At 68.4% G+C, this 24,623-nt stretch carries 18 protein-coding genes; 14 read left to right on the top strand and 4 right to left on the bottom strand.

Going from position 1 to position 24,623, the window contains the following annotated elements; all coding sequences use genetic code 11:
* Nucleotides 1-159: 159 nt before the first annotated feature.
* The 4 genes from ASG62_RS21040 to ASG62_RS21025 all read left to right on the top strand — a co-directional run bounded on the left by ASG62_RS21040 (nucleotide 160) and on the right by ASG62_RS21025 (nucleotide 4,730).
* Nucleotides 160-2,082, top strand: a complete 1,923-nt coding sequence (locus ASG62_RS21040; RefSeq protein ID WP_082536969.1) for a potassium transporter Kup — start codon at nucleotides 160-162, stop codon at nucleotides 2,080-2,082.
* Between the two features lie 220 nt (nucleotides 2,083-2,302).
* Nucleotides 2,303-2,905 carry an exopolysaccharide biosynthesis protein gene (locus tag ASG62_RS21035; RefSeq protein WP_056690737.1) on the top strand — a complete coding sequence of 201 codons (603 nt, stop codon included), beginning with the start codon at nucleotides 2,303-2,305 and terminating at the stop codon, nucleotides 2,903-2,905.
* Nucleotides 2,906-3,150: 245 nt separating this feature from the next.
* Nucleotides 3,151-3,906, top strand: coding sequence for a Crp/Fnr family transcriptional regulator (locus ASG62_RS21030; protein ID WP_244487461.1), 756 nt, complete (start codon nucleotides 3,151-3,153; stop codon nucleotides 3,904-3,906).
* Nucleotides 3,907-4,043: 137 nt separating this feature from the next.
* Nucleotides 4,044-4,730 (top strand): hypothetical protein, encoded by a 687-nt coding sequence (locus ASG62_RS21025; protein WP_056689928.1) that lies wholly within the window; start codon nucleotides 4,044-4,046, stop codon nucleotides 4,728-4,730.
* 82 nt (nucleotides 4,731-4,812) lie between these two features.
* Here ASG62_RS21025 and ASG62_RS21020 read toward each other — a convergent pair whose 3' ends face one another.
* Nucleotides 4,813-6,084 carry an ATP-binding protein gene (locus ASG62_RS21020; protein WP_056689925.1) on the bottom strand — a complete coding sequence of 424 codons (1,272 nt, stop codon included), beginning with the start codon at nucleotides 6,082-6,084 and terminating at the stop codon, nucleotides 4,813-4,815.
* Nucleotides 6,081-6,815, bottom strand: coding sequence for a response regulator transcription factor (locus ASG62_RS21015; protein ID WP_056689921.1), 735 nt, complete (start codon nucleotides 6,813-6,815; stop codon nucleotides 6,081-6,083). Before ASG62_RS21015 ends, ASG62_RS21020 begins: the two co-directional genes overlap by 4 nt.
* Before the next feature lie 420 nt (nucleotides 6,816-7,235).
* On the opposite strand from ASG62_RS21015, the gene ASG62_RS21010 reads away from it, so the two are divergent.
* The 3 genes from ASG62_RS21010 (at nucleotide 7,236) to ASG62_RS21000 (ending at nucleotide 12,377) form a co-directional block, all read left to right on the top strand.
* Complete coding sequence (locus ASG62_RS21010) at nucleotides 7,236-8,360, top strand: efflux RND transporter periplasmic adaptor subunit (RefSeq protein WP_056689918.1); 1,125 nt, start codon at nucleotides 7,236-7,238, stop codon at nucleotides 8,358-8,360.
* A complete protein-coding gene (locus ASG62_RS21005; RefSeq protein ID WP_056689915.1) occupies nucleotides 8,357-11,464 on the top strand; it encodes an efflux RND transporter permease subunit in 3,108 nt (1,035 codons plus the stop codon). The genes ASG62_RS21010 and ASG62_RS21005 overlap by 4 nt, the downstream gene beginning before the upstream one ends.
* 127 nt (nucleotides 11,465-11,591) lie before the next feature.
* Nucleotides 11,592-12,377 carry a DUF2076 domain-containing protein gene (locus ASG62_RS21000; RefSeq protein WP_056689910.1) on the top strand — a complete coding sequence of 262 codons (786 nt, stop codon included), beginning with the start codon at nucleotides 11,592-11,594 and terminating at the stop codon, nucleotides 12,375-12,377.
* A 238-nt stretch (nucleotides 12,378-12,615) separates the two neighbouring features.
* Here ASG62_RS21000 and metH read toward each other — a convergent pair whose 3' ends face one another.
* Nucleotides 12,616-16,386, bottom strand: coding sequence for a methionine synthase (gene metH / locus ASG62_RS20995; RefSeq protein WP_056689906.1), 3,771 nt, complete (start codon nucleotides 16,384-16,386; stop codon nucleotides 12,616-12,618).
* Nucleotides 16,387-16,526: 140 nt separating this feature from the next.
* On the opposite strand from metH, the gene ASG62_RS20990 reads away from it, so the two are divergent.
* From ASG62_RS20990 to ASG62_RS20970, 5 genes are all read left to right on the top strand, one after another.
* The gene (locus tag ASG62_RS20990) at nucleotides 16,527-17,096 is read left to right on the top strand and encodes a DNA-3-methyladenine glycosylase (RefSeq protein ID WP_056689901.1); all 570 of its coding nucleotides are present in this window, start codon (nucleotides 16,527-16,529) and stop codon (nucleotides 17,094-17,096) included.
* Nucleotides 17,097-17,177: 81 nt separating this feature from the next.
* Complete coding sequence (locus ASG62_RS20985) at nucleotides 17,178-18,554, top strand: aspartate aminotransferase family protein (RefSeq protein WP_056689892.1); 1,377 nt, start codon at nucleotides 17,178-17,180, stop codon at nucleotides 18,552-18,554.
* A 15-nt stretch (nucleotides 18,555-18,569) separates the two neighbouring features.
* Nucleotides 18,570-19,766, top strand: a complete 1,197-nt coding sequence (locus tag ASG62_RS20980; RefSeq protein ID WP_056689887.1) for an aminotransferase — start codon at nucleotides 18,570-18,572, stop codon at nucleotides 19,764-19,766.
* Nucleotides 19,759-20,817: an agmatinase gene (gene speB, locus ASG62_RS20975; RefSeq protein ID WP_056689883.1), complete on the top strand. Its 1,059-nt coding sequence runs from the start codon at nucleotides 19,759-19,761 to the stop codon at nucleotides 20,815-20,817. Before ASG62_RS20980 ends, speB begins: the two co-directional genes overlap by 8 nt.
* An 11-nt stretch (nucleotides 20,818-20,828) precedes the next feature.
* Nucleotides 20,829-21,614 carry a nitrilase-related carbon-nitrogen hydrolase gene (locus ASG62_RS20970; RefSeq protein WP_056689879.1) on the top strand — a complete coding sequence of 262 codons (786 nt, stop codon included), beginning with the start codon at nucleotides 20,829-20,831 and terminating at the stop codon, nucleotides 21,612-21,614.
* Between the two features lie 60 nt (nucleotides 21,615-21,674).
* On the opposite strand, the gene rbsK is transcribed toward ASG62_RS20970, so the two are convergent.
* A complete protein-coding gene (gene rbsK / locus ASG62_RS20965; RefSeq protein WP_056689875.1) occupies nucleotides 21,675-22,595 on the bottom strand; it encodes a ribokinase in 921 nt (306 codons plus the stop codon).
* A 241-nt stretch (nucleotides 22,596-22,836) separates the two neighbouring features.
* Between rbsK and ASG62_RS20960 the strand changes: the two genes are divergently transcribed.
* Nucleotides 22,837-23,322 carry a DUF305 domain-containing protein gene (locus ASG62_RS20960; RefSeq protein ID WP_056689872.1) on the top strand — a complete coding sequence of 162 codons (486 nt, stop codon included), beginning with the start codon at nucleotides 22,837-22,839 and terminating at the stop codon, nucleotides 23,320-23,322.
* A gap of 270 nt (nucleotides 23,323-23,592) precedes the next feature.
* On the top strand, nucleotides 23,593-24,504 hold the full coding sequence (locus ASG62_RS20955) for an SMP-30/gluconolactonase/LRE family protein (RefSeq protein WP_056689868.1): 912 nt from the start codon (nucleotides 23,593-23,595) through the stop codon (nucleotides 24,502-24,504).
* Nucleotides 24,505-24,623: the final 119 nt, after the last annotated feature.

Genomic DNA, 24,623 nt, shown 5'->3' with positions numbered 1-24,623 from the left:
TCCCCGGCCCCGGCCGGGGGCGCGGCGATGTTGCGCTGCGACAACAGTCGCCAAGCCATTGCGTCCGGTCTATGATGCGCGCACTGCACGCCAGGATGCGTTCGGGGTAGGTCTCTGGCCGTGCCACCGAGCCCCGAGCATCGCGGCACGGTCTGCAGCATGCCGGAGATCTGCCTCTTGTCCTCACAGATCGGGATCGAACAGCCGGCGGGCCGGCAAGATCCTTCGCATGCGCCGAGCGGCTTCTGGACGCTTCTCCTCGGCTCGATCGGCGTCGTCTACGGCGACATCGGGACGAGTCCGCTCTACGCGCTGCGCGAGGCGCTCGTGCATTCGGCGGCGGACGGCCTGCTCGATTCCGAGGTGATCGGCGTCGTCTCCATGCTGATCTGGGCGCTGACGCTGATCGTCACGGTCAAATACGTGCTGCTGATCCTCAACGCCGACAACAACGGCGAAGGCGGCACGCTCTCGCTCCTCGCCCTCACGCAGAAGGCGCTGGGCAAGAAGAACTTCCTCGTCGTCATCGGCATCATCGGCGCTTCGCTCTTCTACGGCGACGCGGTCATCACGCCGGCCATATCCGTGCTCTCGGCCGTCGAGGGCCTGAAGCTCGTGACGCCCGCGCTGAACGACTGGGTGCTGCCGATCACGACGGCGATCCTCATTCCGCTCTTCTTCGTCCAGAGCCGCGGTACGGGGCAGATCGCCACCTATTTCGGGCCCATCACGCTCGTCTGGTTCGTCGTCATGGGCCTTCTCGGCCTCCTCCACATCGGCGACCGGCCCGACATCCTCCACGCGCTGAACCCGATGAACGCGATCTACTTCGTCGTCGACCACGGCTGGATGGCGCTGATCATCATCGGTTCGGTCTTCCTCGCCATCACCGGCGCCGAGGCGCTCTATGCCGACATGGGCCATTTCGGCCGCAAGCCGATCCGCATCGCCTGGATCGGCCTCGTCTTTCCCGCGCTGACGCTGAACTATCTCGGCCAGGGCGCGCTGATCATGGCGCGGCCGGAGACGCTGGAGAATCCGTTCTACCTGATGGCGCCGGACTGGGCTCTGATCCCGCTCGTGATCCTCGCCACGATGGCGACCGTCATCGCGAGCCAGGCCGTCATCACCGGCGCCTTCTCGCTGACGCAGCAGGCGATCCAGCTCGGCCTTCTGCCGCGCCTCGAAGTGCGCCACACGTCCGAGCAGCAGTTCGGGCAGATCTACATTCCCAAGGTCAACGCCCTTCTCTTCGTCGGCGTGATGGTGCTCGTCTGGACCTTCGAAAGCTCGGCGCGTCTGGCCAGCGCCTACGGCATCGCCGTCACCGGCAACATGGTGATCACCTCGATCCTGGCCTTCCTCTTCCTCTGGAAGTGCTGGAAGTGGTCGGTCTGGCTGTCCGCCCTCGCGATCATTCCCTTCCTCGTGATCGAGTTCATCTTCCTCGGCTCGAACCTCCTGAAGGTGCTCGACGGCGGCTATGCGCCGTTGGCGCTTGCCTCGGTCCTCTCCTTCCTCATGTGGACCTGGGTGCGCGGCACGCGGATCGTCTACGACAAGGCCCGGCGCGAGAGCATCGCGCTCGACGACCTGACGCGGATGCTGGAGCGCTCCAAGCCGATGCGCGCGCGCGGGACGGCGGTCTATCTCACCTCCGATCCCGAGACGGCGCCCTCCGCGCTCATGCACAACCTCAAGCACAATGGCGTGATCCACGAGCGCAATCTGATCATGACGATCCGCGTGGAAAACGTGCCGCGCGTGCCGCCGGCCGAGCGCGTTCACATCGAGGAGGTCTCGGAACTCTTCACCCGCGTGCTTCTCAGCTTCGGCTACATGGAAGAGCCGAACGTGCCCAAAGCCCTGTCTCTGGCGAAGAAAAAGGGGCTGAAGTTCGAGATCATGTCGACCTCCTTCTTCCTCAGCCGACGCGCCTTCCGACCGGTCGCGACCTCCGGAATGCCGCTCTGGCAGGACAAGCTCTACATCTCGATGGCCATATCGGCTGCCGATATGTCCGACTTCTATTCCCTGCCGACCAACCGCGTCGTGGAAATGGGTCAGCAATTCTCGCTATGAGGCTCGCTCCGGCCATCGTCTTGCCGAAAGCGTCATCTTTTCAGGGCATGGTCCGGCCAAGGACTGGAACAGCGGACCCCGCCCTATGATTCCCACGATGTCTCCCCGAGACGACAACCCGATCGACTGCGAGACGGGAGCCGAGGACGCGGAGACGGCGGCGGTGGTCGCAGCGCCCCCCGCGATCGTCTCCGAGGCGCCGGTCGAACCGCCGCATCTCATGAAGCGGACGCTGGCGGAAATCCTCCTCGCCATCGCCAACGACACGTCCCGCGAGCGCGTCTCGATCGCCGATCTCGTCGCGGCCATGCAGGATCGGGCCTTCGGCGCGCTCATGCTGATCTTCGCCATGCCGAACGCGATCCCGACGCCGCCGGGCACCTCGGCCATTCTCGGCGCGCCGCTGGTCTTCCTCGCCGCGCAGCTGACCTTCGGCCGCAAGCCCTGGCTTCCCGGCATCATCGCCAACCGCTCGCTGCCGCGCACCGATTTCGCCGCCATGATCGAGCGCGCCGCGCCCTGGATCGCCCGCGCCGAAAGGCTTCTGAAGCCGCGGCTCGTCGCCGTCGCGCGGCCCCCGGCGGAATACGCGGTCGGCGCGCTCTGCCTCCTGATGGCGGTCATCCTCATCCTGCCCATCCCGCTCGGCAACATGCTGCCGGCCATTACGATCTGCCTCTTCTCGCTCGGCCTTCTCGAGCGGGACGGGGTGTGGATCCTGGCGGGCGTCGTCTTCTCCTTCATCTCGAGCTTCGTCGTCTTCGGCGTCGTCTACGCGATGGTGGCGGGCCTCCTTCTCCTTTTGTCGAACATTCTCGCATAGCGAGAAACCGGGAGGCCGTCCCCGGCCGGGCACGGGGGCCGGTCGAGCATCGTTCCGGCCGGGGTCGAGGTGCCGCGGACCAGGGCGACGATCAGCCGAATTTATAGCCATGCATCCACTAAGCGTTTCCGTGGGTCGATCTTTCGCCCGAACATTGCGAAGCATCACCAGCGGCTGACGCCGGCTCGGGCTCCCCCGAGTCGGCCCTTTCGCGCGGTTTCGTCGGCGTCGCAAAGGAGATCCTGTTGGTACACGTCCTGACATTCAGGCCGGTCATCCTGCGGTTGAAGAGCATCATCGATCTGGCTCCGGACGACGAGGCGGCTTTCGAGCGGCTTCCGATGACGGTCCGGGAATTTCCGGCCGACCTCGACATCGTCCGGGACGGCGACCGGCCCCATCAGTGCTGCTTCGTCCTCCAGGGCCTGACCTGCCGCTACAAGGTGATCGCGGACGGGCGCCGGCAGATCCTGGCTTTCAACATTCCTGGCGACATGCCGGATCTTCAGAGCCTGCATCTCGACATCATGGACCACAGCGTGGCGACCGTGGTGCCGAGCCGGCTCGGCTTCGTGCCGCATGCGGCGATGCACGAGCTCTGCAACAGCCGGCCGGGCGTGGCGGCCGCGCTCTGGCGCGAGACGCTGATCGACGGCGCCACGTTCCGCGCCAAGATCACCGGCATCGGGCGCATGTCGGCGCGCGCGCGCGTCGCCCATCTCTTCTGCGAACTTCTCCTGCGGCTCGACGTCATCGGCCTTGCCGATGGCTTTCGCTACAAGCTCCCCCTCACCCAGACCGAGCTCGGCGATGCGCTCGGTCTCAGCGTCGTCCACGTCAACCGCATCCTCCAGGATCTTCGGACCGACGAGATCATCGCCGTTGAACGGCGGACGGTGACGATCCTCAACTGGGAGCAGTTGAAGGCCGTCGGCCAGTTCGACCCGACCTATCTCCAGCTTCGCGCCAAGCCCTCGGTCGAGCTTTTCGGCGGCAACTGACGGGAAAGAGCCGGTGTCCGGGCAGCCCCGGATACAAAATGTTGCACGGCCGTCATCGAACGTTATCGCGCCGCCGAAATGCGGCCATAGCTGCGGCCGATGGTCTCCCCCGACCGACACGTTCAGGGGACCGACCGATGACCGCGACCACGAACCAGCCGACAGGCGCCCGCAAGCCTCGCCCGATCTGGACCCTCGCGCGGCGGCTCGGCGTCCAGGCCGTCCTGTCCGTGACCGTCATGGCCGGGCTGCATCTCGCCTCGGTCGGCGGCTACGACATCCGCGATCTCCTGCCGGAACGCGCGCCGGGCGTGGCCGGGCCGGCTCTCCCCTCCGCCGATCCGGTCCGCGTCACGGGCGTTCCCGTCCGCTTCGACCTGCCCGTCCAGGCCGGGAGCGCGCTCGACCATATCCTGCCCAAGCCACCGGCCGAAGAGGTCGCCGCGGTCGTGCCGCCCAGCCCCGCTCCGGCGGCGGCGCGCGAGGCACGGCCGGCGGTTCTCCCGAGCGCCGCGCATGTCGCGGTGCCGACGCCACGGCCGCAGCCACGGCTCGCCGCCGCCATCCGCCCAGCCGCCGTTCCCCCGCGCCCGAGCGAGGTGCCCTTCGACGTCAGCCCGCGCGGGCTCGAGATCTACGGCGTGGCCGAACTCGCCGCCGAAGAAAGCCCGCCCATGCCGATCCAGCTCGCCGATGCCGGCTTCCGCGTCGGGGATCTCGTGCCGTCCGGCGGGGCGATCCTGACGCGCACGGCGGAGGTCACGGGATCGGCCGCCCATGCCGTGACCGGAACGGCGACGCGCCTCCTCGATCTCGTTCGATAGGGCTTTCGGCGGATCGGACGTCCGGCCTCGAGTTCGTCAGGATAAGGGGGCGCCGGGCGTCCCAAGCCAGATTGCCTGAGGGTCAGAACGAACCTGACGGACTCTGGGACAGCGGCAAGCGGACGGTCTGGCGCAGGCCGCCTTCGGTCCGGTTGGCGATGGCGATCGAGCCGCCGGCACCCTCGACGATCTCCCGCGCGATGGCAAAGCCGAGGCCCGCGCCGGGATGGGCCTGCCTTCGGGACGCATCGACGCGGAAGAAGGGCTCGAAGACCCGCGAGAGGAGGTCCTCCGGAATGCCCGGCCCGTCGTCGTCGATCTCGACGATGGCCACGTCCTCCGCTTCGCCGAGTCGGACGCGCGCGCCGCCGCCATGGGTCGCGGCGTTGTCGACGAGATTGCGCAGCGCGCGCTTCAGGCCGAAGCGCCGGCCGTCGACGTCGATGCGCGGCATCGGCAGCGCCTCCGTCACGTCGCGGCCGATCTCGCGCAGTTCCCCGGCGATCTCGCCGATCAGCGCATCCAGCGCGAAGGCGGCGCTCTCGTCGCCGCCCGCCACCTCCTCGCGCACGAGCCGGATCGCGCTGTCGGCGATGCGGTCGAGTTCGGCGAGGTCCTTCAGCCAGGTTTCCTGCTCCTCCGGCGGCAGGAACTCCGCGCGAAGCCGCATCCGCGTCATGGGCGTGCGCAGATCGTGGCCGGCGGCCGCGACGAGCCGCATCCGGCTGTCGACGGCCAGCTTCAGGCGATCGGAGAGACGGTTCAGCGCGGCGGCCGTGGCGCGCACCTCGGCCGGGCCCTTCTCGTCGATGCGCGGAATATCGCCCTGCGGCCCGACGGAAGCGACCGCCCGCTCCAGAAGCTTCAGCGGCTCCAGAATGCGGCGGGCCGCGAGCGTCGAGATCGCGACCGCACCGACGATGAGGATGGCGAGATAGGTGACGAGCGGGCTCACCGGCTGCGGCGGCGGGCCGGGAAAGGGCATGTAGGCATAGCTCGCCCCGTCGATCGGAATGGCGATGCGGCGCCGGGAGACGCCGGTGTCCTTCACCTCGACCAGGGGCACGATGTCGATGCCCATGCGCTCGGCCGCTTCCCTCAGACGGTCGGAATCCTCGCGCTCGATCCGATTCTCGGGGGGCCGGGGTCCGAGATCCAGCCCGGCTTTGGCGGCAACGGCTGTCGATCCCCCCGCGAGAACCGAGATCGCCTCCGCCTGCCGCACGAAGCTCGCCTCGAAGCTTCCATCGTCCCAGCGCCCGACGAAGCGGATGGTGATGAAACCGGCCAGAAGCACGACGCCGACGATCGAGGCGACGAGGAGGATGGCCAGCCGCGCGCCGAGCGACTTCATGGCGCGGCTCCGAGCTTCTCCACCGCGGCGGTGAACTGATAGCCGCCGTTGCGCACGGTCTTGAAGAGGCGGAACACGCCGCCGTCGCCGAGCTTTCGCCGCAGACGGCTCATCGTGACGTCGACCGAGCGGTCGAACGGATCGATGGCGCGGCCATGCAGAAGGTCGAGGAGGACGTCGCGCGACAGGACGCGGCCCGGGCGCTCCAGGAAGATGAGGAGTAGGTCGAACTCCGCGCCCGTGAGCTCCACCTCGGCGCCGGCCTCGTCCGCGACGCTGCGCCTCAAGGGATCGACGTGGAACCCGTCGAAGCGGAAGGCGCCCGTGGCCGGCGCTTCGACCGTCTCCTCGCGCCGCTCGCCAGTGCGCCGAAGCACCGCCTTGATGCGGGCGACGAGTTCCCGCGGGTTGAAGGGCTTGCCGAGATAGTCGTCGGCGCCGAGTTCGAGGCCGATGATGCGGTCCACGTCCTCCTTCAGCGCGGTGAGAAGGATGATGCCGAGGTCGGGCCGGCGGTCGCGCAGGTCGCGGCAGATGTCGAGGCCGGAGCCGTCGGGCAGCATGACGTCGAGGACGACGACCTGGACCTCGCCCTCCGCCAGCCGCGCCTCGAACTCGCGCCGGCTTCCCGCCAGCACCACCTGGAACCCTTGCTGCTCCAAGTATCGGCCCAGCAGGCGGCGGATTTCCTGATCGTCGTCGACGACGAGAATCCTGTTTCGGCTGTCCATCGGTCCAACGCCTTTCGCTTGGCCTTCCTTATCCGGCATGGCATGCGGACCGGCGAGCGCTTTTTCGTATCGAAACCTCTCCGGCCCAGGCCACAAAGCCGCGCCTCCGAGGGCCGCCTCCGCGACGCGCAACATTTCGCAACACATCGACACCACATGGTCATGGCAGGGCCATTCGAAGAGAATAGATCGGAAAGCATGGCGCGGTGTCCGAGGCCGCCCGGACCGGCGCCGTCGGTTCCGACATTGCGTCGCCGGGCCCTCGGGTCCGTCCGAGAAACAGCAGATGGAGCGTCCGTCTTTGCATCCTTCGGGACGCATGGCGCTCCAGGGAGCTGAAACGTCCGACCCTCCGGACGTTTCAGCTCCCGCCCTTTTCCGCCGGCGCCGCCGGCCTTTGCGAAAGCCCGAGCCGACGCCATGTCGAAGCCGCTCCTCTGCCTCCTGACGCTTGCGACTTTCGCATCGGCCGCCTCCGCCACCCGCGCGCAGGACGCGGCCTCGGCCGCCGTGCCCCCGACGCAGGAGCGCGTGAGCCTGACCGTCACGACCGATGCCGTGCGGCGCGAGAGCGTTGCCGCCAAGGTCTCGGGAACAGGTCTCGTCGAGGCTTGGCAGGAGGTCGCGGTGGGCGCGCCGACCGGCGGGCTGGCGCTGGTGGAGATCCTTGCCGAAGAGGGCGACCGGGTGGAAGCCGGCGCGGTCGTCGCCCGGCTGGATGCGAGCCTCATCGAGGCGGAGCTGGCGCAGTCGCAGGCCCAGCAGCGCAGCGCGGAGGCGAGCTTTTCCGCCGCCGTTTCCGCCAACGAGCGCGGCCAGCGGCTCGGCAAGTCCGGCTCGCTCGCGGCCGAGACGATCGAGGAGCGCCAGACCGCCGTCGAGACGACGCGGGCCGCGGTCGAACAGGCGAAGGCCGCCGTGAGGACGCTGGAGGTCCAGCTCGACCGAACGGTGATCCGCGCGCCCTTCGCCGGCCGGGTCTCCTCCAAGCCCGCGACGCTCGGCACCATCGTGCAGGCGGGCGCGGAAATCCTGCGGCTTCAGCGCGAGGGCCGGCTGGAAGCGGCGATCCGGCTGCCCGAGCAGTATCTCGCCCATATCGCCGTCGGCGACGCCGCCGACGTGACCGGCCCGGACGGCGCGGTCCTCCAGGCCCGGATCGCCTCCATCGCCGAAACCGTCGATTCCGCCAGCCATCTCGGCACGGTGCGGATCGGACTTCCCGGAGACACGAAGCTGAAGGCCGGCATGTTCGTTCGCGCCGGCGTCTCGGCCGGCGGCGAGCAGACGATGACGGTCGCCTCCGGCGCCTTGACCTTCCGCGAGGGGCGGCCGGCCGTCTTCGTGGTCGGCGCGAACAACCAGGTCTTCCTGAAGCCCGTCGAGGTCGGCACGCGCGGCGGCGACCGCGTCGCGGTCTCCGGTGCGCTTTCGGAGGGCGAGCGGGTCGTGACGTCGGGCGCCGGCTTCCTCAACGACGGGGCGGTCGTGCGCGTGGTCAGCCAGGCCGCCGAGACGGGCGCCCCGGTGGAGATCGTGCGTTGAACGGGATTTCCGCCTGGTCGATCCGCAACCCGATCCCGACGATCGTCCTCTTCCTGACGCTCGCCTTCACCGGCCTCTGGGGCTTCGGCCAGCTTCGCGTCAACACCATGCCGGACATCGACTTTCCGATGGTGACCGTCACCGTCGTCCAGACCGGCGCATCGCCGACGGAGATCGAGACGCAGGTCACCGATCTCGTGGAAAACGCGGTGCAGACGCTCTCCGGGGTCGAGAGCGTGACCTCCACCATTTCGGAAGGCGCCTCCACGACCGCCATCGAGTTCACGCTCGACATGGACCTGATGCAGGCGACCGACGACGTGCGCAACGCGGTGGATTCGATCGCCAGCGATTTGCCCGATGCCGCCGAGACGCCGCTGGTGGCGCGGGTCGATGCCGGCGACTTCGCGATCCTGACCTATGTCGTGGACGCGCCGGCGCTCTCGCCGGACGATCTGTCGTGGAAGATCGACAACGACGTCGCCAAGGCTCTTCTGGCGGTGGACGGCGTCTCCAAGATCACGCGCTCGGGCGGCGTCTCGCGCGCGATCCTCGTCAAGCTCGACCCGGACCGGCTGAACGCGCTCGGCGTCACCGTCGGCGACATCTCGCGGGCGCTCGCGGCGCAGAACGTCAACCAGTCGGGCGGTCGCACGGTCGTGGGCGCCGCCGAACAGTCCGTGCGCACGCTCGGCCGCGTCGATTCGATCGAGGCGCTGCGCGAGACGCCGATCGCGATCACGGGCGGTCAGTCGATGCGGCTCGCCGATTTCGGCGAGATCGTCGACGGCTGGGAGGAGCCGCGCAGCCGAGCCCGGCTCGACGGGCGGGAGGTCGTCGCCTTCTCCGTCTACAGCGCCAAGGGTTCGTCGGAGATCGCGGTGACGAACGCCGTGCGCGCCGCCATCGGGACACTGGACGCGGCGGACGCGGGCGCAAGCTATGCCGAGGTCACGTCCTCCTCGACCTTCGTGCAGGAGAGCTACGACGCCGCCTTCGAGGCGCTCTGGCTCGGCGCGGTGCTCGCGATCGTCGTCGTCTTCCTCTTCCTGCGCGACATCCGCGCGACGCTGGTCGCGGCGACCGCCCTGCCCCTGTCGCTGATCCCGACCTTCGCCGTCATGGCCTGGCTCGACCTGTCGCTGAACACGATCACGCTTCTGGCGCTCTCGCTCGTCGTCGGCATCCTGGTGGACGATGCGATCGTGGAGATCGAGAACATCGTCCGGCACATGCGCCGGAGCGGCAAGTCGGCCTACGAGGCGGCCATCGAAGCGGCCGACGAGATCGGCCTCGCCGTCGTCGCGACCACGATGACGATCGTCGCGGTCTTCGTGCCCGTCGCCTTCATGCCGGGCATTCCGGGCAAACTCTTCGTCTCCTTCGCGATCGCCGTCTGCGTGTCCGTGCTCTTCTCCCTCCTCGTCGCGCGCACGCTGACGCCGCTGATGGGCGCCTATTTCGTGAAGGCGAGCGGGGCGGACAGCCATGACGACACGCCCGGCTGGGTCTTCCTCTACCTTCGCATCCTGCGCCAGGCGCTGCGCTTTCGGTGGATCACGGTGCTTCTCGGCATCGCCTTCTTCGCCGGCTCCGTCTTCCTGGCGACGAAGCTGCCGACCGAGTTCATGCCCGCCTCGGACCAGGGGCGCTCGATCGTTTCCGTGGCGCTCCAGCCGGGCTCGACGCTGGCCGAGACCGACGCCGTGACAAAGGCCGTCAGCGCGAAGCTGAAGAGCCAGCCGGAGGTCGCCTCCGTCTTCGCCTCGATCGGCGCGACGACGGAAGGCGGGATGGGGCCGGTGCGGATGGGCGCGGGAGCGAGCGTCGTGACCGCGACGGTGACGGCCAATCTCAAGCCGCGCGAGGAGCGCACCGTCTCGCAGCAGGATTTCGAGGCGCGCTCGGTCCATCTCTTCGACGACATTCCGGGGGCGCGCATCCAGTTCGGCGCGGACGGCCAATCGGGCTCGAAGGTCGAGATCACGCTCGTCGGCGAGAACAGCGAGCTTCTGACGGCGACGGCGGCGGAGCTTGCGGCCGGAATGCGCGGCATTGCCGGCCTCTCCAACCCGATCTCGGACGCGGCCACCGCCAAGCCCGAACTGGTGATCACGCCGGACAAGGCGAAGATGGCGAGCGTCGGCGTCACCTCCGCCGAGATCGCCTCGCTCCTCAACATCGCGACGCTCGGGGATGCCGACCGGGCGCTCGCCAAGTACAATCTCGGCGATCGCCAGATCTACGTCATCCCCACGCTGTCGGACGCCGCGCGCGGCGATCTGTCGATTCTCTCCTCGCTCAGCGTCCGGGGCAGCGTCGCCACCGTGCCGCTCGGCTCGATCGCGGACTTCTCCTTCGGCGCCGGCCCGACCAGCATCAACCATGTCGACGGCGAGCGCACGGTCTCGGTCGAGGCGGAGCTGAACGGCCTGACGCTCGGCGAAGCCCGCGCCGCCATCGAGGCGCTGCCCGTGATGAAGACGCTTCCGGCGGGCATTCACGAGCGCACGCAGGGCGACGCCAAGCGCATGGCCGAGCTTTTCTCCGGCTTCACCACGGCCATCGCGGTCGGCATCCTCCTGATGTTCGGAACGCTCGTCCTCCTCTTCAACTCCTTCCTCCAGCCGGTGACGATCCTCACCGCCCTGCCCCTCTCGATCGGCGGTGCCTTCGGCTTCCTCTATGTCACCGGCGCGTCGATCGCGGTCTCGGTGCTGATCGGCGTGCTTCTCCTCATGGGCATCGCGGCCAAGAACTCGATCCTCCTCGTCGAATACGCGATCCTCGCGCGCCGCTCCGGCACGGATCGCCACACCGCGCTGATCGAGGCCGCGACCAAGCGTGCCCGCCCGATCGTCATGACCTCCATCGCCATGGCGGCGGGCATGGCCCCGATCGCGCTCGGCATCGGCGCCGACGCCGAAAGCCGGGCGCCGATGGCGATCGCCGTCATCGGCGGGCTTCTTTCCTCGACCGTGCTCAGCCTCGTCTACGTGCCGGCGGTCTATACGGTGGTGGACGACATCGAGCGCGTGCTCGGCCGCTGGCTGAAGAAGCTGCTGCCGCGCGAGGCCAGGGCGGTGGCGGAGCCGGCGGAGTAGGACCGTTCCCGGCGACCCGCGGAGCCGGCGGGAGCACGCCTCGTTTCTTGCGAAGATTTCATTCTCATCCGCCTTCGCAAAGCCGCGAAGGCGGCGGGAGGATGATGGATCGAAAGGACGAGGTGCCATGGATACGAGAGATCGCGAGGCCATCGACGGCCTTTTCACCCGGATCGAGGATGTCGAGCGGCAGGCGGGGCCGCGCGATGCCGAGGCGGAGCGGCTGATTGCCGAGCGGGTGCAGCGCCAGCCGGCGGCCCCCTACTATCTCGCGCAGACGGTCGTCATGCAGGATCTGGCGCTGACGACAATGCAGGCGAGGATCGACGAGCTGGAAAAGGCCGCGAAGGCGCAGCCAGCGGCAAGCTCGGGCGGCGGCTTCGTCTCTCGCGCGCCCGGCGCCGGCGCCGGCGCTGGCTTCGGCACGGCGGCGCGAACCTCCGTGCCCGGCGTCGGCGCGCGCGAGCCCTGGGGACAGGCCGAACCGCAACCCGGCGCCTATTCGCAGCCCGCGGCGCCGCAGGGCTACGCGCCTCAGCCTGTCGCCTATCCGCAGCAAGGTTACGCCCCGCCAACGCCAGGGTTCGGCGGCCGGATGGGAGGCGGCGGTTTCCTGGCGGGCGCGGCGCAGACGGCGGTGGGCGTCGCCGGCGGCGTCATGCTCGGCAGCGCGCTCGGCTCGATGCTCGGCGGACATGGCGGCCTGTTCGGCGGCGAAACCGCCGCGGCCGCCGGCACGACCGAGGTGACGGAGACCGTCACGAACAACATCTACGAAGCCCCGCAGGAGGATGTGCGGGATGTGTCCGATACCGGAGCGGCGGACGATGCCGGCTATCAGGATGCGTCGTTCAACGATGCCGGCACGGACGATGGGTTCGCGGCGGACGACGGTGGGTATGACGACGTTTGATATCGGGTCATGTGCGAGGGATTAGCGCGAGGCGCCCCCCTCTGCCCTGCCGGGCATCTCCCCCTCAAGGGGGAGATCGGCAGCTTTGAAGGCGTCGATCGGCTTGAGCCGTCCGCAGCGAGAATGATCTCCCCCCTTGAGGGGGAGATGGTCGGCAGACCAGAGGGGGGCGCCTCGCGCCGGCCGGCATCCATGTGCCGTGCAGCAAACGTCCACCCGCTGCGAATAATTCCGCCTCCTACTCCGCCGCCTCCGCCACCGGCACGTAATTGAGGATCGGGCCAAGCCAGCGTTCGACCTCGGCGACGGCCATGCCCTTGCGGGCCGCGTAGTCCTCGACCTGATCGCGCTCGACCTTGGCGACGCCGAAATAGTGCGACTCGGGATGGCTGAGATAGAGGCCGGAGACCGAGGAGCCCGGCCACATGGCGTAGCTCTCCGTCAGCGTCACGCCGACGGCCTTCTCCGCGTCGAGCAGCTTGAAGAGCGTCACCTTCTCCGTGTGGTCGGGCTGGGCGGGATAGCCGGGCGCGGGGCGGATGCCCTTGTAGGGCTCGCCGGCAAGGTCCTCCGGGGCGAAGGTCTCGTCGGTCGCATAGGCCCAGAACTCCCGGCGCACGCGCTCGTGCATGGCCTCGGCGAAGGCTTCGGCGAAGCGGTCGGCGAGCGCCTTGACCATGATCGAGGCGTAGTCGTCGTTCGCCTTGGCGAAGCGATTGGAGATCGCCTCCTCCTCGATGCCGGCCGTGACCACGAAGCCGCCGACATAGTCGCCCGCCCCGGAGCCGACGGGCGCCACGAAATCGGACAGGGCCATGTTCGGGCGGCCGTCGCGCTTGGAGAGCTGCTGGCGCAGGGTGAAGAAGGTGGCGAGTTCCTCTGCCCTGCTGTCGTCGGTGAAGAGGCGGATGTCGTCGCCGACGGAGCCTGCCGGCCAGAAGCCGATGACGCCCTGCGGCCGGAACCAGCTCTCCTCGATGATCTGCTTCAGCATGGCTTGCGCATCCGCGAAGAGCGACCGCGCGGCCTCGCCCTGCTTCTCGTCTTCCAGGATCTGCGGATAGCGGCCCTTCAGCTCCCAGGTCTGGAAGAAGGGCGTCCAGTCGATGTAGCGTGCCAGCGTCGCCAGATCGTAGCTCTCGAAGACGCGGGTGCCGAGGAAGCTCGGGCGCGGCGGCACGTAGGCGGACCAGTCGAGCTTCATCGCGTTCTCGCGGGCGCGTTCCAGCGGCAGGCGCTTCTTCTCGGCCTCGCTGCGCGCGTGGTTGGCGGCGACCTTCAGATACTCGTCGCGAATGCCCGCGACATAGCCGTCCCGCGCCTCCGGCGAGAGGAGGTTCGAGACGACGCCGACCGCGCGGCTCGCGTCCGTCACGTAGACGGTCTGGCCGGCATTGTAGCGCGGGTCGATCTTGACGGCGGTGTGGACGCGGCTCGTCGTGGCCCCGCCGATGAGAAGCGGGATGTGGAAGCCCTCGCGCTCCATCTCGGAGGCGACATGCACCATCTCGTCGAGCGAGGGCGTGATCAGGCCGGAGAGGCCGATCACGTCGACCTTGTGCTTCCGCGCCTCCTCCAGGATGCGCGCGGCCGGCACCATGACGCCGAGATCGATGATCTCGTAATTGTTGCAGGCGAGGACGACGCCGACGATGTTCTTGCCGATGTCGTGGACGTCGCCCTTCACGGTCGCCATCAGAACCTTGCCGGCGGCCTGCCGCTCCTCGCCGCCGTTCAGCCGCTTCTCCTCCTCCATGAAGGGCAGGAGATGGGCGACGGCCTGCTTCATCACGCGGGCGGACTTCACCACCTGCGGCAGGAACATCTTACCGGCGCCGAAGAGGTCGCCGACGACGTTCATGCCGTCCATCAGCGGGCCCTCGATGACATGCAGCGGCCGGGCGGCGGCCAGGCGCGCCTCCTCCGTATCGGCGTCGATATACTCGGTGATGCCGTTGACCAGCGCATGGGCGAGGCGCTTGTTCACCGGCCATTCGCGCCAGGCCAGATCCTGCTCGCGCGCCTGCTTTCCGGCCGAGCCGCGATAGCGCTCGGCGATCTCCAGCAGGCGGTCGGTCGCCGTGCCGCCGGCCTTGGGCTGACGGTTGAGGACGACGTCCTCACAGGCCTCGCGCAGGTCCGGGTCGATGGATTCGTAGACCGCGAGCTGGCCGGCATTGACGATGCCCATGTCCATGCCCGCCTGGATGGCGTGGTAGAGGAACACCGCGTGCATCGCCTCGCGCACGGGCTCGTTGCCGCGGAAGGAGAAGGAGAGGTTCGAGACGCCGCCGGAAATGTGGACATGCGGCAGGGTCTCCACGATCCGCCGGGTCGCCTCGATGAAGTTCACGCCGTAATTGTCGTGCTCCTCAATGCCCGTCGCCACCGCGAAGACGTTGGGGTCGAAGACGATGTCCTCCGGCGGGAAGCCGACCTGTTCGGTCAGGAGCTTGTAGGCGCGCGTGCAGATCGCGACCTTGCGCTCCTCGGTATCCGCCTGCCCCTCCTCGTCGAAGGCCATGACGACGACGGCCGCGCCATAGGCGCGCACGAGCCGGGCCTGCTTGAGGAAGGCCTCCTCGCCCTCCTTCATGGAGATCGAGTTCACCAGGGGCTTGCCCTGCACGCATTTGAGGCCGGCCTCGATGATCGACCATTTGGAACTGTCGATCATGACGGGAACGCGGGCGATGTCGGGCTCGGCGGCGATGAGGTTCAGAAACTCGACCATCGCCTTCTCGGAGTCGATCAGGCCTTCGTCCATGTTGATGTCGATGACCTGCGCGCCGTTCTCGACCTGATCGCGCGCCACCGGCAGCGCGGCGTCGAAGTCGCCGGCCGTCACGAGCTTGCGGAATTTGGCCGAGCCCGTGACGTTGGTGCGCTCGCCGACATTCACGAAGGGAATCTCCTTCGTCAGCACGAAAGGCTCCAGCCCCGACAGGCGCATCTGCGGGACATGCTCGGGGATGGCACGCGGCGACTTGCCGGCGACGGCTTTCGCGATGGCGCGGATGTGCTCGGGCGTCGAGCCGCAGCAGCCGCCGACGATGTTGACGAGGCCCTCGTCGGCAAAGCCCGCGATCTGCGCGGCCATCATTTCGGGGCTCTCGTCGTACTGGCCGAACTCGTTGGGCAGGCCGGCATTCGGATAGGCGCAGACATAGGTGTCGGCGACGGAGGAGATTTCGGCGAGATGCCCGCGCATTGCGTTGGCGCCGAGCGCGCAGTTGAGGCCGATCGTGAAGGGGCTGGCATGGCGCACGGAATGCCAGAAGGCGGTCGGCGTCTGGCCGGAGAGCGTGCGGCCGGAGAGGTCCGTGATCGTGCCGGAGATCATGACCGGCAGCGTGACGCCCTTCTCCTCGAAGACCTGCGAGCAGGCGAAGATCGCGGCCTTGGCGTTCAGCGTGTCGAAGATCGTCTCGATCAGGATGAGGTCGGCGCCGCCGTCGATGAGGCCGTGGATCTGCTCGGCATAGGCGATGCGCAGCTCGTCGAAGGAGACGGCGCGAAAGCCCGGCCGGTTCACGTCCGGCGAGATCGAGGCGGTGCGGTTGGTCGGCCCGAGCGCGCCGGCTACGAAGCGGCGCTTGCCGTCTTCGGCCTCGGCCCGCAGGCACGCCCGACGCACGAGGCGCGCGCCGTCGCGGTTCAGCTCGTAGACCTGATCTTCCATGCCGTAATCGGCCTGGGCGATGGAGGTGGAGGAGAAGGTGTTGGTCTCGATGATGTCCGCGCCCGCGATCGCATAGGCGTAGTGGATGTCCTCGATGGCCTTGGGCTGCGTCAGGATCAGAAGATCGTTGTTGCCCTGGAGGTGGCACTCGCAGCCGACGAACTTGTCGCCGCGGAAATGCTCCTCGTGGAAGCCGAGCCCCTGGATCTGCGTGCCCATGGCGCCGTCGAGAACGAGAATGCGCTCGGCAGCGGCGCGCTTCAGGGCCGTCAGCGAGTCCTCGCGAACGGGCGCTGCGTCGAAGAGGCGGTCGGTGAGGTTGGTCATGGGCACCCGGCGATCAGCTTGGGACGGTGTCTCGTCGATCATATAAACACATCCTTATATGAGAATAAGATGCTTGACGAGACGCGGTCGCTCCGCAGTTTATCTTCCTTCTAGGCGCGAACGAGCACGGCAGGAAGACGATGATCCCCGCAGCCTTCTTCGAGCGCCCCTCCTCCCTCGTCGCCGCCGAGCTGATCGGCGCGACGCTTCTCGTCGACGGCGTCGGCGGCATCGTCGTGGAGACGGAGGCCTATGACGAGACCGACCCGGCCTCGCACACGTTCGGCGGAATGACGCCGCGCAACGCCTCGATGTTCGGCCCCGCCGGCCATGCCTATGTCTACCGGTCCTACGGCATCCACTGGTGCCTCAACGTCGTCTGCGAGCGGGCGGGACACGGCAGCGGCGTGCTGATCCGCGCGCTGGAGCCGACGGCGGGGATCGAGACCATGCGCGAGCGGCGGGGCGTGGCCGATATCAGGCTCCTCGCCTCCGGCCCCGGCCGCCTCGGACAGGCGCTCGGCATCGACCGGAGCCTCGACGGGCGCGCGCTCGACGCGCCCCCTTTCGAGCTTCGCGCCGGCACCGCCCGAATCGAAACGGCCGCCGGTCTGCGCATCGGGATCACGCGCGGCGCCGATACGCCCTGGCGCTTCGTCGCCGCCGGCTCGCGCTTCCTGTCGAAGCCGCATCGCGCGAGCATCGCCTAGATTCGAGGCGCATCCGCTTTGCGCTCAGGCTTGAGGCGGTGCTAAGGATAAGGCTCCCTTTGAGCCATCGGATGCGCCGCCATGTCGAATGCCCTGCCGAACTCGATCTACGCCAAAGACGTCGAGTACCTGCTGCACGCCGTCACCAATGCGCGCAAGCACGAGGAGATCGGCCCGATCGTCATCGACCGGGGCGAAGGCGTCTATGTCTACGACACGGAGGGCCGCAAATATATCGAGGCGATGTCGGGTCTCTGGAGCGTCGCGGTCGGCTTCGGCGAGAAGCGGCTGGCGGATGCGGCCTATGCCCAGCTCCAGAAGCTGCCCTACTACCATTCGTTCAGCCACAAATCGAACGAGCCGGCCATCCTGCTCGCCGAGCGGCTGATCCAGATCAGCCCGGAGCGCCTGCGCAAGGTGTTCTTCACCAATTCGGGCTCGGAGGCGAACGACACCGTCGTCAAGATGGTCTGGTACATGAACAATGCGCTGGGGCGGCCCGAGAAGAAAGGCTTCGTCGCCCGGATCAACGGCTATCACGGCATCACGATCACGTCCGGCTCGCTGACGGGCCTGCCGACGAACCATCGCGATTTCGACCTGCCGAACATTCCGGTCAAGCACCTGACCTGCCCGCATTTCTGGCGCTTCGGCCTGCCCGGCGAGAGCGAAGAGCAGTTCACGGACCGGCTCGTCGCGGAGTTCGAGGCCTACCTGGAGGAGGTCGGCGCCGACACGATCGCGGCTTTCATCGGCGAGCCGTTGATGGGCGCGGGCGGCGTGCTGCCGCCCCCCGTCGGCTACTGGCCGAAGATCCAGGAGGTCTGCCGGAAGAACGACATCCTTCTCGTCGCGGACGAGGTCATCAACGGATTCGGTCGGCTCGGCACGATGTTCGCCTGCGACTATTACGGGATCGACCCGGACATTCTCGTCGTCTCCAAGCAGATCACCTCGTCCTATCAGCCGCTCGCCGCCATCCTCATGTCGGACGCGGTCTATCAGGCGATCGCGGACAACACGGCCAAGATCGGCACGTTCGGACACGGCTTCACGGCCGGCGCCCATCCCGTCGCCATGGCGGTGGGGCTCGAAAATCTCGCCATCATCGAGGAGCGCGAGCTCGTCGCCAATGCGGCGGCCATGGGCGAGATCCTGCAGCGCGAGCTGCGCCGCCGCTTCTCCGATCATCCGCTCGTCGGCGAGGTTCGCGGCGTCGGGCTGATCGCGGCGGTGGAGCTGGTGGCGGACAAGGCGACGAAGCAGAAGTTCGATCCCGTCGGCAAGGCGGGCGGCTATCTCTTCAACAAGGGCCACGAGCACGGCGTCATCATCCGCGCCATCGGCGACCAGATCGCCTTCTGCCCGCCGATGATCATCACCGAGCCCGAGCTGATGGACATGCTGGACCGCTTCGCCCTCGCCCTCGACGACACCACGGCCTTTCTCGGCCGCTGATCGGAGGCGTCGTTCATGCTCGCCATCAATCCCGCCCTGGCGCGGGTGCCCGCGCCGCCGATCAGCCAGGCGGCGCGCTGGGCGCAGACCTATGACGGCCGCGCCGGCCCGCTGATCAACCTCAGCCAGGCCGTGCCCGGCAACGCGCCGCCCGAGGACCTCGCCCGGCGCCTCGGCGAGGCCGCCGCCAGCGCGGAGGGCGCGCGCTACGGCGCGGTGCTCGGCGACACCGTGCTGCGCGAGGCCTATTCGGCCGACGTCTCGGCGCTCTACGGCGCGCCCGTGGCGCCGTCCGAAGTGGCCGTCACGGCGGGCTGCAACCAAGCCTTCTTCGTCGCCGTCATGACGGTGGCGGGGGCCGGCGACGCGGTGATCCTGCCGGTGCCCTTCTACTTCAACCACCAGATGACGCTCGACATGCTCGGCATCGAGATCCGCCCTCTGGAAACGCGGCCCGAGGACGGGTTCGTGCCGACGCTGGACGGGCTGAAGACTGCAATGAGCGACAAGGTGAAGGCGGTCGCGCTGGTCACGCCGAACAATCCGACCGGGGCGATCTATCCGCCGGAGACGATCGAGGCGATCTACGATTTCTGCGCCGAGAACGGACTCTGGCTGATCCTCGACGAGACCTATCGCGACTTCCTGCCGGCCGGAAACCGCGCCCCGCACGGGCTCTTCGGCAAGCCCGACTGGCGCGAGCATCTGGTCGGGCTCTACTCCTTCTCCAAGTCCTACGCCATTCCGGGCCATCGCATGGGCGCGATGACGGGCGGCGCGGATTTCCTGGCCGAGGCCGAGAAGGTGCTGGATTCGCTCCAGATCTGCGCGCCGCGCCCGCCCCAGGCGGTGCTCGCCTGGGCGATCGGGGGGCTCACCGACTACCGCCGGACGACGGCCGCCGAGATCGAGGCGCGCGCCGAGGTCTTCCGCAACGCCATGGCGCCGCATCCCGACTGGCGCATCGAGCAGCTCGGCGCCTATTTCGCCTATGTGCGCCACCCGTTTCCGGGCATTCCGGCCGCGGTCGTGGCCGAGCGGCTGGCGCGCGAGCTCGGCATCGTGACCCTGCCCGGCCCCTTCTTCGGGCCCGGCAACGAGAACCATCTGCGCATCGCCTTCGCCAACGTCTCCTCCGAGCGGCTCGGCCATCTCGGCGAACGGCTGGCGCTGGCGCAGGCGCTCTTCGCGGAGGAGACCGTCCATGGATGAGGCAAGGCTCGCCGCGCTCCGCGAGCGCTTTTCCGGCGCGAACGAAAGCACCATCCACGACGAGCATTTCGCCGGCATCGCCAAGCGGCTGATCAATCCGAGCGGCACGCGCGTCGCGCCCTTCGCGGGCCTGCCGACGCTGCTCGACATGCCGTTTCGCACCATCGACTGGTCGGCGCCCGATCTGGCCGAGCTCGACGTCGCGCTGATAGGCGCGCCGATGGATCTCGGCGTGACCAACCGCAACGGCAGCCGCTTCGGCCCGCGCGCGCTGCGCGCCATCGAGCGGATCGGCCCGTACAACCATGTTCTGAAGACCATGCCGGGATCGGAACTGGCCGTCGCCGATATCGGCGACGTGCCCTTCCGCAGCCGGTTCGATCTGGCGCGTTCGCACGAGGACATCGAGGCGACCATCGCGAAGATCGTGGCGGCCGGCGTGATCCCGCTGACCGTCGGCGGCGATCATTCGATCACGCTGCCGATCCTGCGCGCCATCGGCGCCGGGCGTCCGGTCGGCATGATCCATATCGACGCCCATTGCGACACGTCCGGCCCGTTCGACGGGTGCAAGTTCCACCATGGCGGGCCCTTCCGCCATGCGGTCCTGGAGGGCGTGCTCGATCCCGAGCGCACGATCCAGATCGGCATTCGCGGCAGTTCCGAATATCTCTGGGAGTTCTCGAAGGCCTCCGGCATGACCGTGATCCATGCCGAGGACATGCCCGGCATGGGCATCGAGGCGATCGCTTCGGAGGCGCGGCGCGTCGTCGGCGACGGGCCGGTCTATCTCTCCTTCGACATCGACAGCCTCGACCCCGCCTTCGCGCCGGGAACGGGCACGCCGGAGATCGGGGGCCCCGCGACGCGGGAGATCCAGGCGCTGATCCGGGCGCTCGCAGGAATCGCGCTCGTCGGCGGCGACGTGGTCGAAGTCGCGCCGCAATACGATGCGACCACCAACACCGCACAGGCGGGGGCACAGATGCTCTTCGAGATTCTCAGCCTCGTGCCCTTCGCGCCCTCCGAAACCCGGCGGACGCAGCCTTAAGGAAGACGCCATTGCAAGTCAGGGCCTGCCAGATCGACGCCGAACTCGGCACGCCCGAAGCCCGACGCTCCGCCATCCGCTGGCTCGTCGCGGATGCCGCGAGCGACGGGGCCGATGTCATCGTCTTTCCCGAACTCGCGCTGACGGGCTACGGCGCCGGCGACATGATCGGCAGCGATGCGCGGACCGGAACGGGGGCGGCGCTCGCCGAGCTGAAGCGGCTGGCGGACGAGCACCGCATCACCATCGTGACCGGTCTTGCCGTCCTCGGCGCGGGCGGCGTGCTGAATGCCGCCGTGGCGGCCCAGCCCGGCGCCGAGCCGATCGTCTATGCCAAGCGCCATCTCTACGGCGACTACGAGAAGGCGCTCTTCGTGCCCGGGCGCGCGCCCTCGCCGATCTTCGAGGTCGCGGGCATGAAGGCGGGGATGCTCGTCTGCTTCGACGTCGAGTTTCCCGAGCGGGTGCGCGAGCTGGCATTGGCGGGCGCCGAGATCGTCTTCGTGCCGACCGCCCTTCCCCGCAGCGAAAGCGCGCGCTTCGTCGCCGAGCATGTCGTGCCGGTCCGCGCCTTCGAGAACCAGATCTTCGTCGTCTATGTCGATCATTGCGGCGAGGACGAGCGCTTCGCCTATCAGGGCCTTTCCTGCATCGCCGCGCCCGACGGCACGCGTCTTGCGACCGCCCCGGCGGACCAGCTGGCGATCCTCAGCGTCACGATCGAGCCCGGCGATTACGAAGCCGCGCGGGAGCAGAACCCGTATCTGCAGGAACTCGCCGAATCCCGCCTGCGATAAGCGCCGGCCGCGCTCCGTGGGCAGGGACGCGTCGTCGCCCGCGGCTTTCGAAGCCCTTAATCAGCCCTTCGTGGCGAGCGCCGCGAACTCCTCCGCCGTCGCGTAGGAGGACTGCGTGCCGCGCCGGGTGATGGAGTGGCCTGCATAGGCGGCGGCTCGGTCCAGCGCCTCGCGCAGCGCCATGCCGCCCGCATAGAAATGCGCGAAGGACCCGATGAAGGCGTCGCCGGCGCCGGTCGTATCGACGGGCTCCACGCGGATCGGCTTGACGTGATGCACCCCGGCGGCCTCGACGAGCAGCGCGCCGCGGCTGCCGAGCGTCACGATCACAACCTTGATCCCGCGCGCGATCAGCGAGCGCGCAGCGGCCTCGACCTCGGCCTCCGTGCCCGTCGGAAGCCCCGTGAGCAGCGCCAGTTCGGTCTCGTTGGGCACGACGAAGGTCGCCGAGGCGATGCGCGCGGGATCGAGGCCGGCCACGGCCGGTGCCGGGTTCACCAGCGTCTCGATGCCGTGCTCGGCGGCGAAGGCGACCGTGCGATAGACCGTCTCCAGCGGAACCTCCATCTGAAGGAGGATCAGCTTGGCCGAGCGCAGGGCCTCGCCGGCCGCGTCGACATCGGCGGGCGAGAGCCGGTCGTTCGCGCCGCGCACGATGAGAATGCGGTTCTCGCCGGATTCCTCGACGAGGATCGTCGCGACGCCGGAGGCGCCTTCGGCGCGGCCGACATGGGCGGTGTCGATGCCGTTCGCGGCGAAGTTCTTCAGCTGCGCATCGGCGAAGGCGTCGTCGCCGACCTTCGACACCATCACCACATCGGAGCCGAGCCGCGCGGCGGCGACCGCCTGGTTGGCACCCTTGCCGCCATGGCCCATGGCGAAGGCGGGAGCGTCCAGCGTCTCGCCGGCCTCCGGCATGCGGCCGACATAGGTGACGAGGTCCATCATGTTGGAGCCGACGACGGCGATGCGAGCGGACATGGCGTTTCTCCCATGGGCCGATGCGCCGGGCGCATGCGGGCAGGCCGGCGGTGTTCCACATCGCTCGCCGCGCCGTCAAGCAAGAGCGTCGGACGGTCCATGGAACCGGGTTCCGTGACCGCCCGACGCTCCTCGAAGCAGAAGGGCTTGACCCTCCCCTTACTGGAAGGATCATCGTCCCCGTCGTGGCGCCGGAAGCCTCGCCAGAGCCCGCGCCTTACCGACGAGACAGGAGATTTCCATGACCCTTCGCCGCCTCCGCCACGCGATCCTCGCGGCCGCGCTTTTCTCGGCCGGCCCGGCCCTTGCCGAGGAGGCCGGCAAGGCCGCCGATCCGCATGCCGGCCATTCGATGAGCCCGATGGCCGCCGAGACGCCCGCCGCCTGCAAGGCCGCCGAGCCCAAGGCGGACGCGGCCGGCGGCATGGCGCCGGGCATGGCGATGCAGGGCTCGATGAGCGGTGATCTTTCGCCCGTCCAGGCCGCGAACATGGCGGCCATGGAGGTGATGCACGGGCCGATGACGGCGGCCGCCGCGATCGAGGATGCCGATCTCGCCTTCAATTGCGGGATGATCGCCCATCATCGCGGCGCCATCGCCATGGCGAAGGTCGAGCTGGAACACGGCAAGGACACAGCCTCTCGGACGCTCGCGGAAAAGATCATCGCCGCGCAGGAGACGGAAATCGCAGAAATGACCGCCTGGGTGGAGGCCCACGCGAAGTAGCGCGGCGGGCGCCGTGGGATAAGCCGCACCTCCCGCCGATCCGCCCGGCCAAAGCGTTGACCGGGCGGCGGCTGAGGCTATCATGTCGCACACACAAGAGCTTTGGGAGGAGCTTCGCATCGTGCCGTCGCCTGCCTCCGGGCTCTCCATCGAAACGGGTCTTCCGCAGGGCGCGCGCGACGACGCGCCGCCGGTGGAGACGGTCGTAGCCGGCCCCGCCGCTTCGGCCGGGCCCGCCTCTCATCCGACACGAGCGAAAGCCTTTCTGCCTTGAGCGACTACGACATCCGCGATCCGCGCTTCTCGCGCCTCATCTTCGGCCCGGCCAAGCTGGAGCATCTCTGGACCGGCGGACGCTGGGTGGAAGGCCCGGTCTATGTCCCGGCGGCGAAGTCGGTCGTCTGGTCGGACATTCCGAACGACAGGCTGCTGCGCTTCGACGAGGGCAGCGGCGCCGTCTCGGTCTTCGAGAAGCCCTGCGGCTATCACAACGGCCACACGCTGGACCATCAGGGTCGAATCATCGCCTGCGAACATGGCGGGCGCCGCATCTCGCGGCTGGAGTTCGACGGCCGCTGGAAGGGGCTCGTCGACAATTTCGAGGGCAAGCGCCTGAACTCGCCGAACGACGCCGTGGTGAAGTCGGACGGCTCGATCTGGTTCTCGGACCCGACCTACGGCATAGATACCCATTACGAGGGCCACCAGAGCGCACCCGAGCTCGACGGCTCGAACGTCTATCGGCTCCACCCGGAGAGCGGCGCTCTCGAATGCCTCATCACCGACATGGTGAAGCCGAACGGGCTCTGCTTCTCGCCGGACGAGAGCCTGCTTTACGTCGCCGACACCGGCGCGACGCATCGGCCCGACATGGAAGGGCTGATGCGCGTCTACGATATCGACGCCGGCGGAAAGGCCGTGAACGGCCGCCACTTCGCGACCTGCCCCTCCGGCCTCTTCGACGGCATCCGCGCCGACACGAACGGGAACATCTGGGCCTCCACGGGCGCGGGCGTCGCTGTCTACGCGCCCGACGGCACTCATATCGGCGGGATCAACGTTCCCGAGATCGTCTCCAACCTCTGCTTCGGCGGCCCGAAGCGGAACCGGCTCTACATCACCGGCCAGACCTCGCTCTACTCGATCTACGTCAATGCCCACGCGGCGGGCTGGACCGCCTGACAGGCACGGAGGCGCCGAAGGCCTGTCAGGTTCATACGGAACCAGACAGGCTCTCGATTCCATTTTTGTCGTTTGTCTATCAGGGATAACCGGTTCCCGCTTATCCCTAACAAACTCGA

The organism is Aureimonas sp. Leaf427 (genome assembly GCF_001425485.1).
GTDB lineage: Bacteria > Pseudomonadota > Alphaproteobacteria > Rhizobiales > Rhizobiaceae > Plantimonas.
The sequence above is the reverse complement of the archived record's forward strand: the minus strand, read 5'-3'. Positions and strand labels throughout refer to the sequence as shown.